This window comes from Delftia sp. 11MD, assembly GCF_050907895.1.
Taxonomy (GTDB): domain Bacteria; phylum Pseudomonadota; class Gammaproteobacteria; order Burkholderiales; family Burkholderiaceae_C; genus Comamonas; species Comamonas tsuruhatensis.
Genome location: NZ_CP194333.1, coordinates 1,332,124 through 1,345,144, shown reverse-complemented (window position 1 = coordinate 1,345,144; position 13,021 = coordinate 1,332,124). Strand labels below are relative to the sequence as shown.

The 13,021-nt window shown below is 66.4% G+C and carries 13 protein-coding genes and 1 tRNA gene; 12 read left to right on the top strand and 2 right to left on the bottom strand.

Annotated elements, in window-relative coordinates:
• Positions 1-203 precede the first annotated feature (203 nt).
• Positions 204-1,031, bottom strand: coding sequence for a bifunctional DNA-formamidopyrimidine glycosylase/DNA-(apurinic or apyrimidinic site) lyase (mutM, locus tag ACRSCF_RS06090; protein WP_016445702.1), 828 nt, complete (start codon positions 1,029-1,031; stop codon positions 204-206).
• A gap of 62 nt (positions 1,032-1,093) precedes the next feature.
• On the opposite strand from mutM, the gene ACRSCF_RS06085 reads away from it, so the two are divergent.
• From ACRSCF_RS06085 to pth, 7 genes are all read left to right on the top strand, one after another.
• Positions 1,094-2,881, top strand: coding sequence for a tetratricopeptide repeat protein (locus ACRSCF_RS06085; protein WP_026062311.1), 1,788 nt, complete (start codon positions 1,094-1,096; stop codon positions 2,879-2,881).
• A 32-nt stretch (positions 2,882-2,913) separates the two neighbouring features.
• The gene (locus ACRSCF_RS06080; RefSeq protein ID WP_047326560.1) at positions 2,914-3,426 is read left to right on the top strand and encodes an outer membrane lipoprotein LolB; all 513 of its coding nucleotides are present in this window, start codon (positions 2,914-2,916) and stop codon (positions 3,424-3,426) included.
• Positions 3,427-3,498: 72 nt separating this feature from the next.
• Positions 3,499-4,362, top strand: coding sequence for a 4-(cytidine 5'-diphospho)-2-C-methyl-D-erythritol kinase (gene ispE / locus ACRSCF_RS06075; protein WP_017405119.1), 864 nt, complete (start codon positions 3,499-3,501; stop codon positions 4,360-4,362).
• Positions 4,363-4,391: 29 nt separating this feature from the next.
• A tRNA-Gln gene (locus tag ACRSCF_RS06070) sits at positions 4,392-4,468 on the top strand.
• Between the two features lie 44 nt (positions 4,469-4,512).
• Positions 4,513-5,472, top strand: a complete 960-nt coding sequence (locus ACRSCF_RS06065) for a ribose-phosphate pyrophosphokinase (protein ID WP_026063011.1) — start codon at positions 4,513-4,515, stop codon at positions 5,470-5,472.
• 172 nt (positions 5,473-5,644) lie between these two features.
• Positions 5,645-6,274: a 50S ribosomal protein L25/general stress protein Ctc gene (locus ACRSCF_RS06060; RefSeq protein WP_016445697.1), complete on the top strand. Its 630-nt coding sequence runs from the start codon at positions 5,645-5,647 to the stop codon at positions 6,272-6,274.
• Between the two features lie 124 nt (positions 6,275-6,398).
• The gene (pth, locus tag ACRSCF_RS06055) at positions 6,399-7,022 is read left to right on the top strand and encodes an aminoacyl-tRNA hydrolase (protein WP_016445696.1); all 624 of its coding nucleotides are present in this window, start codon (positions 6,399-6,401) and stop codon (positions 7,020-7,022) included.
• 4 nt (positions 7,023-7,026) lie between these two features.
• Here pth and ACRSCF_RS06050 read toward each other — a convergent pair whose 3' ends face one another.
• Positions 7,027-7,290 (bottom strand): YfhL family 4Fe-4S dicluster ferredoxin, encoded by a 264-nt coding sequence (locus ACRSCF_RS06050; RefSeq protein WP_016445695.1) that lies wholly within the window; start codon positions 7,288-7,290, stop codon positions 7,027-7,029.
• Between the two features lie 290 nt (positions 7,291-7,580).
• On the opposite strand from ACRSCF_RS06050, the gene ACRSCF_RS06045 reads away from it, so the two are divergent.
• The 5 genes from ACRSCF_RS06045 to ACRSCF_RS06025 all read left to right on the top strand — a co-directional run bounded on the left by ACRSCF_RS06045 (position 7,581) and on the right by ACRSCF_RS06025 (position 12,997).
• The gene (locus ACRSCF_RS06045; RefSeq protein ID WP_016445694.1) at positions 7,581-8,543 is read left to right on the top strand and encodes an ABC transporter permease; all 963 of its coding nucleotides are present in this window, start codon (positions 7,581-7,583) and stop codon (positions 8,541-8,543) included.
• The gene (locus ACRSCF_RS06040) at positions 8,540-9,457 is read left to right on the top strand and encodes an ABC transporter permease (RefSeq protein WP_016445693.1); all 918 of its coding nucleotides are present in this window, start codon (positions 8,540-8,542) and stop codon (positions 9,455-9,457) included. The genes ACRSCF_RS06045 and ACRSCF_RS06040 overlap by 4 nt, the downstream gene beginning before the upstream one ends.
• 15 nt (positions 9,458-9,472) lie before the next feature.
• Positions 9,473-10,528: an ABC transporter ATP-binding protein gene (locus ACRSCF_RS06035; RefSeq protein WP_047326556.1), complete on the top strand. Its 1,056-nt coding sequence runs from the start codon at positions 9,473-9,475 to the stop codon at positions 10,526-10,528.
• A complete protein-coding gene (locus ACRSCF_RS06030; RefSeq protein ID WP_034364074.1) occupies positions 10,525-11,367 on the top strand; it encodes an ATP-binding cassette domain-containing protein in 843 nt (280 codons plus the stop codon). Before ACRSCF_RS06035 ends, ACRSCF_RS06030 begins: the two co-directional genes overlap by 4 nt.
• A gap of 136 nt (positions 11,368-11,503) precedes the next feature.
• Complete coding sequence (locus ACRSCF_RS06025) at positions 11,504-12,997, top strand: ABC transporter substrate-binding protein (protein WP_034364072.1); 1,494 nt, start codon at positions 11,504-11,506, stop codon at positions 12,995-12,997.
• Positions 12,998-13,021 lie beyond the last annotated feature (24 nt).

Genomic DNA, 13,021 nt, shown 5'->3' with positions numbered 1-13,021 from the left:
GCCGGCCCCTGGAACGGGGGGATTCAGGGCAAAACATCGTTTATTTACAAATGAAACAATATTTCACCATCAATCCAGCGCGGCTGAGGGGTGATTTTTCAGAAATGTGAGCCTCCCGCACAGACCCGATATGAATCTCGCGCAGATTGGCCTCCACAAGCGTTACGAGACGTTGAGAATCCGCTCCTCTTTTTGAGGCCATCTCACGCTTTCTGACACCGCGCGCAAAAGTAGGTGCTGCGCTGGCCCTGGCGCAGCAGCTGTATGGGCGAGCCGCAATGCGTGCAGGGCTGGCCCTCGCGGCCATACACCTTGGCCTGCAGCTGGAAGTGGCCTGCCATGCCGTCGGGCGCCGAGAAATCACGCAGCGTCGTGCCCCCTTGCTCCACCGCCAGTTCCAGCACGCGGCGAATCTCCTCGAACAGCCGGCGCACCTTGCGCGGCCCCACCTCGCAGGCCGGCTGCGTGGGCGCAATGCGTGCCATGAACAGCACTTCGGACGCATAGATATTGCCCACGCCCACCACCACGCTGCCGCTCAGCAGCAATTGCTTGATGGGCGTACGGCTGGCCTTCAGACCGGCCTTGAAGGTCTCGAACAGGAAGCTGTCATCCAGCGGCTCCATTCCCAGATGGTCCAGCAGCCTGCGCGCCCAGGGATCGTTCTCGGCCGGCACATACATCACCGCACCGAACCGGCGCGGATCGTGCAGGCGCAGCTGGCCCTTGCTGGTGTGCAGATCGAAATGGTCATGCGCGCCCGCCGGACCCAGCGGCAGCTCGTGCGGCGCCACGAAACGCAGGCTGCCCGACATGCCCAGATGCAGCATGAGCAGGCCTTCGCTCAGCTGCATCAGCAGGTACTTGCCGCGCCGGCGCACGCTGTGCACCTCGCGCCCGGTCAGAAGCTCGGGGGCAATGCCCAGAGGCCAGCGCAATGGCTTGCCCAGCGCCACGGATTCAATGCGCGCTCCGGCGATCTGCGAGGCGAACGCACGCCGCGTGACTTCTACTTCTGGCAATTCGGGCATGCGATCCGGGTTGTACTGAGGTTGTGCGAAATGCGGGCCGAGGCTTCGATTATTATGATTCGATGGATCATCGCCTTCGCCTTCAGGGACTCGCCGTGGCAGCAGCCCTGGCCATGGGTTCCGCCACTGCCTGGGCTCTGCCTGGCAAGACCGCAGCCACCATCGAGACGGAATCCCCGGAACCTCCATCGTCCGCCGCCGCGTCTGCCGAAGAGGAGCGCGCAGCGCTCAACGCCGAACTGTTCTACGAGATCCTGGTCGGCGAAATCGCTGCCAGCGAAGGCGCGCTGGGCGATGCCCAGGCCATGATGATGGAGGCTGCGCGCACCAGCGGCAGCGAGCAGCTGTACCGCCGTGGCACGGAACTGGCGCTGCAGTCGCGCTCCGGTGAGCGCGCACTGGCCAATGCCCGCGCCTGGCTGGACGCCTTTCCCCAGTCACGCGATGCCAACCGCTTCGTGCTCCAGATCCTCGTTGCGCTGAACCGCATCGCCGATACCGGCAGCTATCTCAAGCGCGAGATCGAGGCCACGCCCGCTCCGTCCAAGCCTGCCACCTATCTGGGCATCACCCAGCTCTACAACAACGCCAGCGACAAGGCCCTTGCTGCCGATGTGGTCGAGCAGGCTATGGCCGGCGAAACCGACAATCCGGCCAGCGGCCCGCTGGCCTGGGCCACCATCGGCCACATGCGCCTGGGCGCCGGGCAAAAGGCCGCAGCCATGCAGGCCGTGCAAAAGGCCCAGGCGCTGACGCCCGACACAGGCCCCGTGGCCCTGCTGTCCATGGAGCTGCTGGAAGCCGGCATGCCGGAGGCGGAACCCATCGTCAAGCGCTACCTGGCCAAGAACCCGTCAGCCCAGATGCGCATGGCCTATGCCCGCGTGCTGCTGGGTCAGCAGCGCCTGGACGAGGCCCGGCAGCAACTGGTCTCCATCACCATGGATTCGCCCGACTACGCCGAAGCCTGGGCCACGCTGGCCGCCCTGCAGCTGCAAACGAACGATGTGGGTGCGGCTCAGGCATCCACCGAGCGCTTCGGCAAGCTCGTGCCGCAGATTCCTGCCGGCGTGGCGCGCAGCGCTGGCCAGTCCCAGTACTACCTGCTGCAATCACAGATCGCTGAAAAGCAAGGCAGGTTCGACGAGGCCGATGCCCTGCTGCGCCGCATCGACGATGCCCCCAACCTGCTGAGCGTGCAGGCGCGCCGAGCGAGCCTGCTTGCACGCCAGGGCAAGCTCAAGGAAGCGCGCGCCCTGATCGAAGCCGTGCCTGCCAGCGGCCCCAGTCAGCAACGGCTCAAGCGTCTGGCCGAAGTGCAGCTGTTGCGCGACGCCAATCAGAATGCCCAGGCCTATGCGCTGCAGGCCGAGCTGCAAAAACAGGACCCCGAAGACGCCGAACTGGCCTACGACACGGCCCTGCTCGCGGAGCGCATCGGCAAGCATGACGAAATGGAGCGGCTGCTGCGCGGTATCATCGCGCGTCGGCCCGACTTCCAGCATGCCTACAACGCGCTGGGCTACTCCTTCGCCGAGCGCGGCATCCATCTGGACGAAGCAGAAAAGCTCGTGGGCAAGGCGCTGGAGATGTCGCCAGGCGACCCCTTCATCACCGACAGCCTGGCCTGGGTGAAATTCCGCCAAGGCAACCTGGACGAAGCGCTCAAGCTGCTTGAAAGCGCCTACGCCTCCCGCCCCGACGTGGAGATCGCGGCGCACCTGGGCGAGGTGCTCTGGGTCAAGGGCGATCGCGAACGCGCGCAGAAGATCTGGCGCCAGGGCCTGGCCTCCAGCCCCGACAACACCACGCTGCGCGACACCCTGCGCCGCCTGGGCGTCTCGCTTTGAGCCGCCGCGCCGTGCCCCATCGTTTGCGCCCCATGCTCATCCGCCGGCAGCTGTGCGCCACGGCTGCTGCCACGGCGCTGCTGACTCTGGCCGGCTGCGCCCTGCCACCCCGCCAGCTCCAGGCCGATGCAGCAGCACCGGCCGCCGCCGGGCACTGGTCGGGCCGACTGGCGCTGCAGGTGGAAGATGCGCAGAACCAATCCTTCAGCGCAGGCTTCGAGCTGCTGGGCACACCCCAGCGCGGCGAGTTGCTGCTGTTCACCCCCCTGGGATCGACGCTGGCACGCCTGCTCTGGGCTCCAGGACAGGCCAGCCTGCAGCAAGGCGAGGACCGCAAGACCTCGGACTCGCTGCCCACGCTGGTGCAAGAGCTGACGGGCAGCGACCTGCCCATCGCCGCCCTGTTCGACTGGCTGCAGGGCCGGGCCACCGCAGCCGCAGGCTGGCAGGTCGACCTCTCCCGCATGGAGCAGGGCCGCCTGTCCGCCCGGCGCCATGACCCGCAGCCGCCGGCAGCGCTGCGCATCGTGCTCGACACACCCTGATTTGCGCCGGGCGCGCCCTCTGCACCCCCATCCCGCCGCACCCGCCTCCATCCCTCTCATCCTCTCCAGCCCATGCGCTCGCTCCACGACGTGCCGGCTCCGGCCAAGCTCAACCTGTTCCTCCATATCACCGGCCGCCGAGACGATGGCTACCACCTGCTGCAATCGGTCTTCATGCTGCTGGACTGGCACGACACGCTGCACTTCGACAAGCGCGGCGACGGCAACGTCAGCCGCGAGGACCTCTCGGGCATGGCCCTTCCTGCCGACGACCTCATCATGCGGGCCGCACGCGCGCTGCAACAGGCCACCGGCTGCAGCCAGGGCGTGCACATAGGCGTGGAAAAGCGCCTGCCGGCACAGGCCGGGATGGGCGGAGGATCGTCGGATGCGGCATCCACCCTCATGGCGCTGAACCGCCTGTGGCAACTGAACCTGACCCGGCGCGAACTGCAGCGCATTGGACTGGGCCTGGGCGCAGATGTGCCCTTCTTTCTGTGCGGCAGCTCCGCCTGGGTGGAGGGCATAGGCGAGCACATCACGCCGCTGGAGCACAGCCATGCCCTGCCGCCCCAGCGGTTCGTGGTGGTCAAGCCCGAGGCGGGACTGGAAACCCTGTCCATCTTCCGCGCCCCCGACCTCAAGCGCGATCATGCCCATGCTACAATCGCAGACTTTGCTGCAGATCACTATGGCTTTGGCCAGAACGACTTGCAGCCCGTCGCCGAAAGGCTGCAGCCTGAAGTGAAAAAAGCCATTGATTGGCTCAAGTCCTTCAAACTGCGTGCTAGAATGACGGGCTCGGGAAGTGCAGTATTTGCACCACTGACGCAAACAATCGACTTCGAGAATGCCCCAGGCATCTGGAATGTCAGAGTTTGCAGGAATCTGCAGGCCCATCCCCTCAAGGATTGGCTCAAAGATGAGAGTTTATAGGCTGTCTGCCTGCGGCAGAGGGCCTGTGTAGGGGAGTCGCCAAGTTGGTAAAGGCACCGGATTTTGATTCCGGCATGCGAGGGTTCGAGTCCTTCCTCCCCTGCCAAACGTCTTTCGCGTCAAGGCAAACCCATCGTACTGGGGCGCTCAATGCATTCACATCATCCTGACATCATGGTCTTCACCGGCAATGCCAATCCTGGCATGGCCGCTGAAATCGTTCAGCACCTCGGCACCACGCTGGGTGCAGCCGACGTGGGTCGCTTCTCCGATGGAGAAGTCGCCGTCGAGATCAAGCAGAACGTGCGTACGCGCGACGTCTTCGTCGTGCAATCGACCTGCGCACCGACCAACGACAACCTGATGGAACTGCTGGTCATGGTGGACGCCCTCAAGCGTGCATCGGCCGAGCGCATCTGCGCGGTGATTCCCTACTTCGGCTACGCCCGCCAGGACCGCCGCCCGCGCTCCACCCGCGTGCCGATCACGGCCAAGGTCGTGGCCAACATGCTGCAGGCCGTGGGTGTCGAGCGCGTGCTGACCATGGACTTGCACGCAGACCAGATCCAGGGCTTCTTCGACATCCCCGTGGACAACATCTATGCCACGCCGGTGCTGCTGGGCGATCTGCGCCAGAAGAACTACGAAGACCTGATCGTTGTCTCGCCCGACGTGGGTGGCGTGGTCCGTGCCCGTGCGCTGGCCAAGCAGCTGGGCTGCGACCTGGCCATCATCGACAAGCGCCGCCCCAAGGCCAACGTCTCCGAAGTCATGCACGTGATCGGCGACATCGACGGCCGCAACTGCGTGATCATGGATGACATGATCGACACCGCCGGCACCCTGGTGAAGGCAGCCGAAGTGCTCAAGCAGCGTGGTGCCAAGAGCGTCTACGCCTATTGCACGCACCCGATCTTCTCGGGTCCGGCCATCGAGCGCATCGGCAACGGCAGTGCACTGGACGAGGTCGTGGTGACCAACACCATTCCTCTGAGCGCCGAAGCCCAGGCTTGCGGCAAGATCCGCCAACTGTCCGTGGCCCCCCTGATTGCCCAGACAATCCAGCGGATTTCCACCGGCGATTCGGTGCTGAGCCTGTTCTCCGAATAAAATATCGGCCCCTGTGGTCTGAACCAGCAAACCTCCTTCGGGAGGTTTGCGCGTTCCGGGATGGTTTCAGGACCATCCCGGGACACCGCAAGAGCAGCCTGTTCCGCACGGGGCAGGCGTTCTTTTATCAACGGATGAGGCTGGTCGCGGTCCATCCATCTAGGAGTTAGTTATGCAATTCGTCGCTTTTGAGCGCGCCAAGCAAGGTACGGGTGCGAGCCGCCGTCTGCGCAATTCGGGCAAGGCCCCTGGCATCGTCTACGGCGGTGCTGCCGAAGCCCAACTGATCGAGATCGATCACAACGCCCTGTGGCACGCCCTGAAGAAGGAAGTGTTCCATTCCAGCGTTCTGGACATGGAAGTCAACGGCCAGACCTCCAAGGTCGTGCTGCGCGACGTGCAATTCCACCCCTACAAGCAGCTGATCCTGCACGTGGACTTCCAGCGCGTTGACGACAAGACCAAGGTTCACCTGAAGGTGCCGCTGCACTTCGAGGGCATGGAACAGTCCCAGGCCGTCAAGGTCGAGAACTGCACCATCACTCCCCTGATCCATGAACTGGACGTGGTGTGCATGCCCGCCCAACTGCCCGAGTTCATCAAGGTGGACCTGAGCGGCCTGACCTCCAAGTCGACCCTGGGCCTGCAGAACGTCAAGCTGCCCAACGGCGTGAAGGCTGTGGTGCGCGGCTCCAACAAGAACCCGGCCCTGATCTCCATCAAGCTGCCCGAAGTGGCTCCTGATGCATCCGCAGCTCCCGCAGCGGCTCCGGCCGCTCCGGCAAAGAAGGGCAAGAAGTAATTCTTGGCTTTCCCTTGCGGCGGCTGCGGCTGCCGCAACCTGCAAAAGGCCCACCTCGCGTGGGCCTTTTGCATGGTGAACACCATCGCCTGCCTGCTGCGGCCGCCATGGAGATAATCGCCCGATGATCAAATTGTTTGTCGGCCTGGGCAATCCCGGGCCGGAGTATGAGGACACCCGCCACAACGCGGGTTTTTGGTGGATAGATGCGCTGGCGCGCGAACTCAAGGTCCACCTGGTGCCCGAGCGCAGCTACTTCGGCCTCATGGCCCGCGCCAGCGTGCGTGGCGAGAGTGTCTGGCTGCTCGAGCCGCAGACCTTCATGAACCTGTCCGGCAAATCGGTGGGCGCGCTGGCGCGCTTTTTCAAGATCCAGCCCGAGGAGGTCCTCGTGGTCCATGACGAACTGGACTTCGCCCCAGGCCAGGTCAAGCTCAAGCGCGGCGGCAGCCACGGCGGCCACAACGGCCTGCGCGATATCCATGCCCAGCTGGGCTCGGCCGACTACTGGCGGCTGCGCATCGGCATAGGCCACCCGGGGCACAAGGCCGAAGTCGCCAACTGGGTGCTCAAGAAGCCCGCGCCCGACCAGCGCCAGCTGATCGAGGACAGCATTGCCCATTCGCTCAAGGCCTGGCCCGAGCTGCAGGCGGGCGACATGGACAAGGCGACCTTGCTGATCCACACCACCAAGCCTCCACGCCCCAAGCCCGTGCGCCCGGCCACAGCCGAGAGCGACAAGGGCTGAGCGATCAGGAAGCGGCGGGAGCCTGGGATTGCAGACGCAGGTATTTCTGCATCAGCGTCTCGCGGTCTTCCACGTGGGCGGGATTCACGGGAATGCAGGCCACGGGGCAGATCTGCACGCACTGGGGTTCATCGAAATGCCCCACGCATTCCGTGCACTTGCTGTGCTCGATCTCGTAGTACTCCTCGCCCATGGAGATTGCATCGTTGGGGCACTCAGGTTCGCAGACATCGCAGTTGATGCATTCGTCGGTGATCATCAAAGCCATGGCAGGTCCCTCGCAAGCGCACGCCACGCTCCGGGCCGGGCAGGCCCTTGCATCCCGAACGGGCCTTGCAGCAAGGTGGCATCAGTCATTGCGCCATTATCCTGCCCCCTTCATACGCATGAAGGCTGCACGGGCAAGCATACGCGCCGGATCGGCACGGAGCGATGCACCTTCAAAGGCCGCTATGCTGCGCGCATGGGCCGTGCGCAGTACCATTCGGGCCCGCCAAGAACCACCCACACACATTCCGCCGACGTGACAGCCCAACACCGTGCCAAGGCCGACTGCCCATGAGCGTCTTCCTGCTCAAGCGCCTGCTGATGCTGGCAGCCACGCTGCTGGGCGCCTCGGCCGTGGTGTTCGGCGTGCTGGAAGTGCTGCCCGGCAATGCGGCCCAGACGCTGATGGGGCCCGATGCCGCCCCCGAGGCCGTGCAGGCGCTGGCCGAGCAGCTGGGACTGGACCAGCCAGCCTGGCAGCGCTACCTGCAGTGGCTGCAGGGGCTGCTGCATGGCGACATGGGACTGAGCTACGCCTACAGCACACCGGTCAGCGATCTGGTGCTGGAGCGCCTGGCAGTGACCGCCCCGCTGGCCGTGATGGCCATGCTCATCACCACCGTGCTGGCCCTGGCAGCGGGCATCTATGCTGCCTCGCGCCACAACCGATGGGGCGACCTGGGCGTCATGGGCCTGGCGCAGATCGGCATTGCCATCCCGAATTTCTGGTTCGCCATCCTGCTGATCCTGGTGTTCTCGGTGAAGCTGCAATGGTTTTCCGCAGGCGGCTTTCCAGGCTGGAGCGAGGCCGATGGCGGCGGCGTCCTGCCCGCACTGCAGGCCCTGCTGCTGCCGGCGATCTCGCTGGCCGTGGTGCAGGCGGCCATCCTGGCGCGCATCACGCGCTCGGCCGTGCTGGAAGTGCTGCGCGAGGACTTCGTTCGCACGGCCCGCGCCAAGGGCCTGCCGCGCCGCGCCGTGCTCTGGGGCCACGTGCTGCGCAATGCCATGATTCCCGTGCTCACGGTCATGGGGCTGCAGTTTGCCCAGTTGCTGGCCGGCACCATCGTGGTGGAGAACGTGTTCTACCTGCCGGGCCTGGGCCGGCTGATCTTCCAGTCCATCGCCAACCGCGACCTCATCGTCGTGCGCAACTGCGTGCTGCTGCTGGCGGCCATGGTGGTGGTCATCAACTTCATCGTGGATGTGCTGTACGCAGCCATTGATCCACGCATCGAGGCCAGCGACATATGAGCCAGCCAGGCAACCCTGTTTCGCCGACCGCTGCGCCACCGGGCCATCGGCCCACGCGGGCGGTCACCCTCAGCAGGCCGGCCAGCCTGGGCCGGCGCATGCTGGGCCACCGCAGCTTCATGCTGGGTGCCATGCTGACCGCGCTGCTGCTGCTCACCGCGCTGCTGTCCTTGTGGTGGACGCCGGGCTCGGCCTACGACATGGACCTGGATGCCAAGCTGGCCGCACCCGGCAGCCTGCACTGGCTGGGCACCGATGCCTACGGGCGCGATGTGGCCTCCCTGCTGTTCCTGGGCGCGCGCAGTTCCATCCTGGTCGGCGTGATCGCCGTGGGCATCGGGCTGTCGATGGGCGTGGTGCTGGGACTGGTCGCCGCGGCCTGCCGGGGCTGGGTGGAAGAGGCCATCATGCGGCTGGCCGATTTCAGTTTCGCCTTTCCTGCGCTGCTGTCGGCCATCATGCTCACGGCCGTGTTCGGCGCGGGCATTGTCAACGCCATCATTGCCATCGGCATCTTCAACATTCCCACCTTTGCGCGCATCACGCGGGCATCGGCCAAGGCGGTCTGGGCACGTGAATACGTGCTGGCTGCACGCGCCTGCGGCCATGGCCGCGCCAGCATCACCTGGCGCCATGTGCTGCCCAACATCCTGCCCGTGCTGGTGGTCCAGGCCACCATACAGTTCGCGCTGGCCATTCTGGCGGAAGCCGCCCTGTCCTATCTGGGCCTGGGCACGCAGCCGCCCCAGGCTTCCTGGGGCCGCATGCTCAGCGAGGCCCAGACCCTCATGTTCCAGGCGCCGCTGCTGGCCGTGTGGCCGGGCCTGGCCATTGCACTGTCCGTGCTCGGGCTCAACCTGCTGGGCGACGGGCTGCGTGACCTGCTCGACCCGCGCCTGTCGCGCCAGCGCTGAGGAAGGCACGCGCCCATGCCCCTGCTCGAAGTCTCCGGCCTCACCATCACCTTGCAGACCCCGCGCGGCCGCGCGCGTGCCGTGCAGAACCTGGAATTCATCCTGGAGCGCGGCGCCACGCTGGGCCTGATCGGCGAGTCGGGCTGCGGCAAGTCGCTGACCGCCCTGGCGCTGATGGGCCTGCTGCCGGAGCATGCGCAGGTGGACGGCAGCATCCGGCTCAACGGCCAGGAGCTGCTGGACATGGACGAGCGCGCGCTGTGCCGCCTGCGCGGCAACCGCATGGCCATGGTGTTTCAGGAGCCCATGACGGCCCTCAACCCCGTGCACGGCATCGGCCGCCAGGTGGCCGAGCCGCTGCGCCACCACCAGCGCCTGGGCCGCCAGGCCGCGCGCGAGCGCGCAGTGGCCCTGTTGGAGCGCGTGGGCATTGCCCGCGCAGCCCAGCGCTTTGATGACTATCCGCACCAGTTCTCGGGCGGCCAGCGCCAGCGCATCACCATCGCCATGGCCCTGGCCTGCGGGCCCGACCTGCTGATCGCCGACGAACCTACCACGGCGCTGGACGTGACCGTGCAGCAGCAAATCCTGGATCTGCTGCAGGAACTGGTGGCAGAGCACTCCATGGCCTTGCTGCTGATCTCGCACGATCTGGGAGTGATCGCGCAAAACGTGGAGCAGTTGCAGGTGATGTACGGCGGCACCGTGGTCGAAAGCGGCATGACCGAGGCCATCTTCGCGCGCCGCGCCCATCCCTACACGCGCGGCCTGTTCGCCGCCAGGCCGCAGCTGGAGCCTTCGGGACCAGGCCACCAGCCGCCGGCGCGGTTGCCCACCATTGCCGGCACCGTGCCCGAGCTGGTGGACCTGCCAGCCGGCTGCGCCTTCGCGGGCCGCTGCAGCTATACCGAGCCCACCTGCCACAGCGAGCGCCCGCGCGCCCTGGTGCTGGAGCGCCCGCAGCGGCCCATGCCCACTGCCCTGCAGGCCTGGGCACAGCCGCATGTGGTGCGCTGCCTGCGCTCCGAGGCCATTGCGCCGGGCATGCATACGCAGGGCCGTAGCACATGACGGAGCACGACCGCCAGGCACCGGCCGCTGCCGAGCCGCCCCTGCTGCAGGTGACGGACCTGGCCCGCAGCTACCGGCTGCCACGCCGCTCGTTGTGGCGTGCGCCGGAGCAGGTGCATGCGCTGCGCGGCGTGGATTTCACGCTGACGGCGGGGCGCAGCCTGGGCGTGGTGGGCGAGTCGGGTTCCGGCAAGTCCACGCTGGCACGCCTGGTCATGGCGCTGGACACTCCCAGCGCCGGCAGCGTGCAGCTGCTGGGCCAGGATCTGCACCGGCTCGGCAACCAGGCACTGCGCATGGCGCGCCGCGATTTCCAGATGGTGTTCCAGGATCCTTACGGTTCGCTGGACCCGCGCATGACGGTGGAACACATCGTCTGCGAGCCCCTGACCGCCCAGCCTGCACCGCCCGAGCGCGCAGCCCGGCGCGACCTGGCCCGCGCCACGCTGGAGCAGGTTGGGCTGCGCGTGCAGGACCTGGACAAGTACCCGCATGAATTCTCGGGCGGCCAGCGCCAGCGCATCGCCATTGCACGCGCCCTGGTCACGCGACCCCGCCTCATCGTGGCCGATGAGCCCGTGAGCGCCCTCGACGTCTCGGTGCAGGCCCAGGTACTGAACCTGCTGCGCGATCTGCAGCAGCAGCTGGGCCTGTCCTACCTGTTCATCAGCCACGACCTGGCCGTGGTCCAGCACCTGTGCGACGACGCCATCGTGCTGAGCGAAGGCCGCATCGTCGAGCGCGGGGCTCCGCAGCAACTGTTCCACGCCCCGCAGCATCCCTACACCCAGGCCCTGGTACGGGCCGTGCCACGCATCGCCCTGCAGCACCGAGCCTGAAAGCCGAAAGCTGACAACCACCGGAGCGGACCGGGCCCTCATGGCCACGCGCACGCGCGCGCTGGTGTAAAAACACTGCTGCAGGCCGCAGCCAGCGGCCCATGACCCATCTGCAAGAATTTCCGGAGACCTGTTCATGTTCAATCGCCGTTCCCTGCTGGCCAGCTCCGCTGCTGCCGGCCTGCCCCTGCTGATGCCCTGGCCTGCGCTGGCCCAGGGCCGCAAGGACAGTGTCACGCTGGCGATGACGCTGGAGCCGCCGGGGCTGGACCCCACGGCCGGCGCCGCATCGTCCATTGGCGAGATCGTGCTCTACAACCTGTTCGAGACGCTGACCAAGATCAATCCGGACGGCAGCGTCTCCCCGCTGCTGGCCGAAAGCTGGGAGGTCTCGCCCGACCTCAAGACCTACACCTTCCGCCTGCGCAAGGGTGTGAGTTTCCAGAACGGCGAGCCCTGCAACGCCCACAGCGTGAAGTACTCCTTCGACCGCGCGGGCGACGACAAGAGCACCAACAAGGACAAGCGCACCTTCGCCGCCCTGTCCACGCGCGTGGTGGATGACCACACGGTAGTCGTCACCAACAAGGACATCGACCCCGACTTCCTCTTCGTGCTGGGGCAGGCGACCTCCATCATCGTGGAGCCCAAGAGCGCTGCCACCAACGCCACGCGCCCCGTGGGCACGGGCCCCTACCAGCTGGGCAACTGGAACAAGGGCGCCTCGGTCACGCTCACGGCCTGGCCCCGGTACCGCACGGCCCCCGGCCTGCGCATTCGCCGTGCCACCTTCCGCTTCATCTCCGACCCTGCAGCCCAGGTGGCCGCACTGCTGGCCGGCGATGTCGACGCCTTCCCGCGCGTCACGCCGCGCAGCGTGGCCCAGTTCAAGGCCAACGGGCGCTTCCAGGTCGTGGTCAGCGGCTCGCGGGCCAAGACCATCCTGGCCATGAACAACGCGCGCAAGCCCTTGAACGATGCGCGGGTGCGCCGCGCCATCGCCGCCGCCATCGACCGCAAGGCCGTCATCGACGGCGCGGGCGACGGCTACGGCCTGCCCATTGGCAGCTACTACGTGCCCACGGCCTTCGGCTACGTGGACACCACGGGCATCAACCCCTTCGACGTGGAAAAGGCCAAGGCGCTGTTGGCCGAGGCCGGCGTCAAGACGCCGCTGGAGCTGACCATGACCCTGCCGCCCACGCCCTACGCGCGCCAGGGCGGCGAGGTGATTGCCGCGCAGCTGGCCAAGATCGGCATCCGCGCCAAGCTGCAGAACGTCGAATGGGCGCAGTGGCTGTCGGGCACCTACACCCTCAAGAACTACGACCTGACGCTGATCTCCCATGTCGAGCCCTTCGACCTGGGCAACTTCGCCAAGCCCGACTACTACTGGGGCTACCAGTCGTCCCAGTTCAACGAGCTGTACGACAAGATCAAGAACGCCTCGCGCCCCGCCGACCGCTCGCGCCTGCTGGGCGATGCGCAGCGCCTGCTGGCGCAGGATTGCGTGCATGCCTTCCTCTACACGCCGCAATGGGTCACCGTGGCCAACAAGAACCTGCGCGGACTGTGGAAGGACATGCCCGTCTTCGTCAACGATCTCTCCGCACTGTCCTGGGCCACCTGAACCGCGCACAGGCTGAGCCACAGG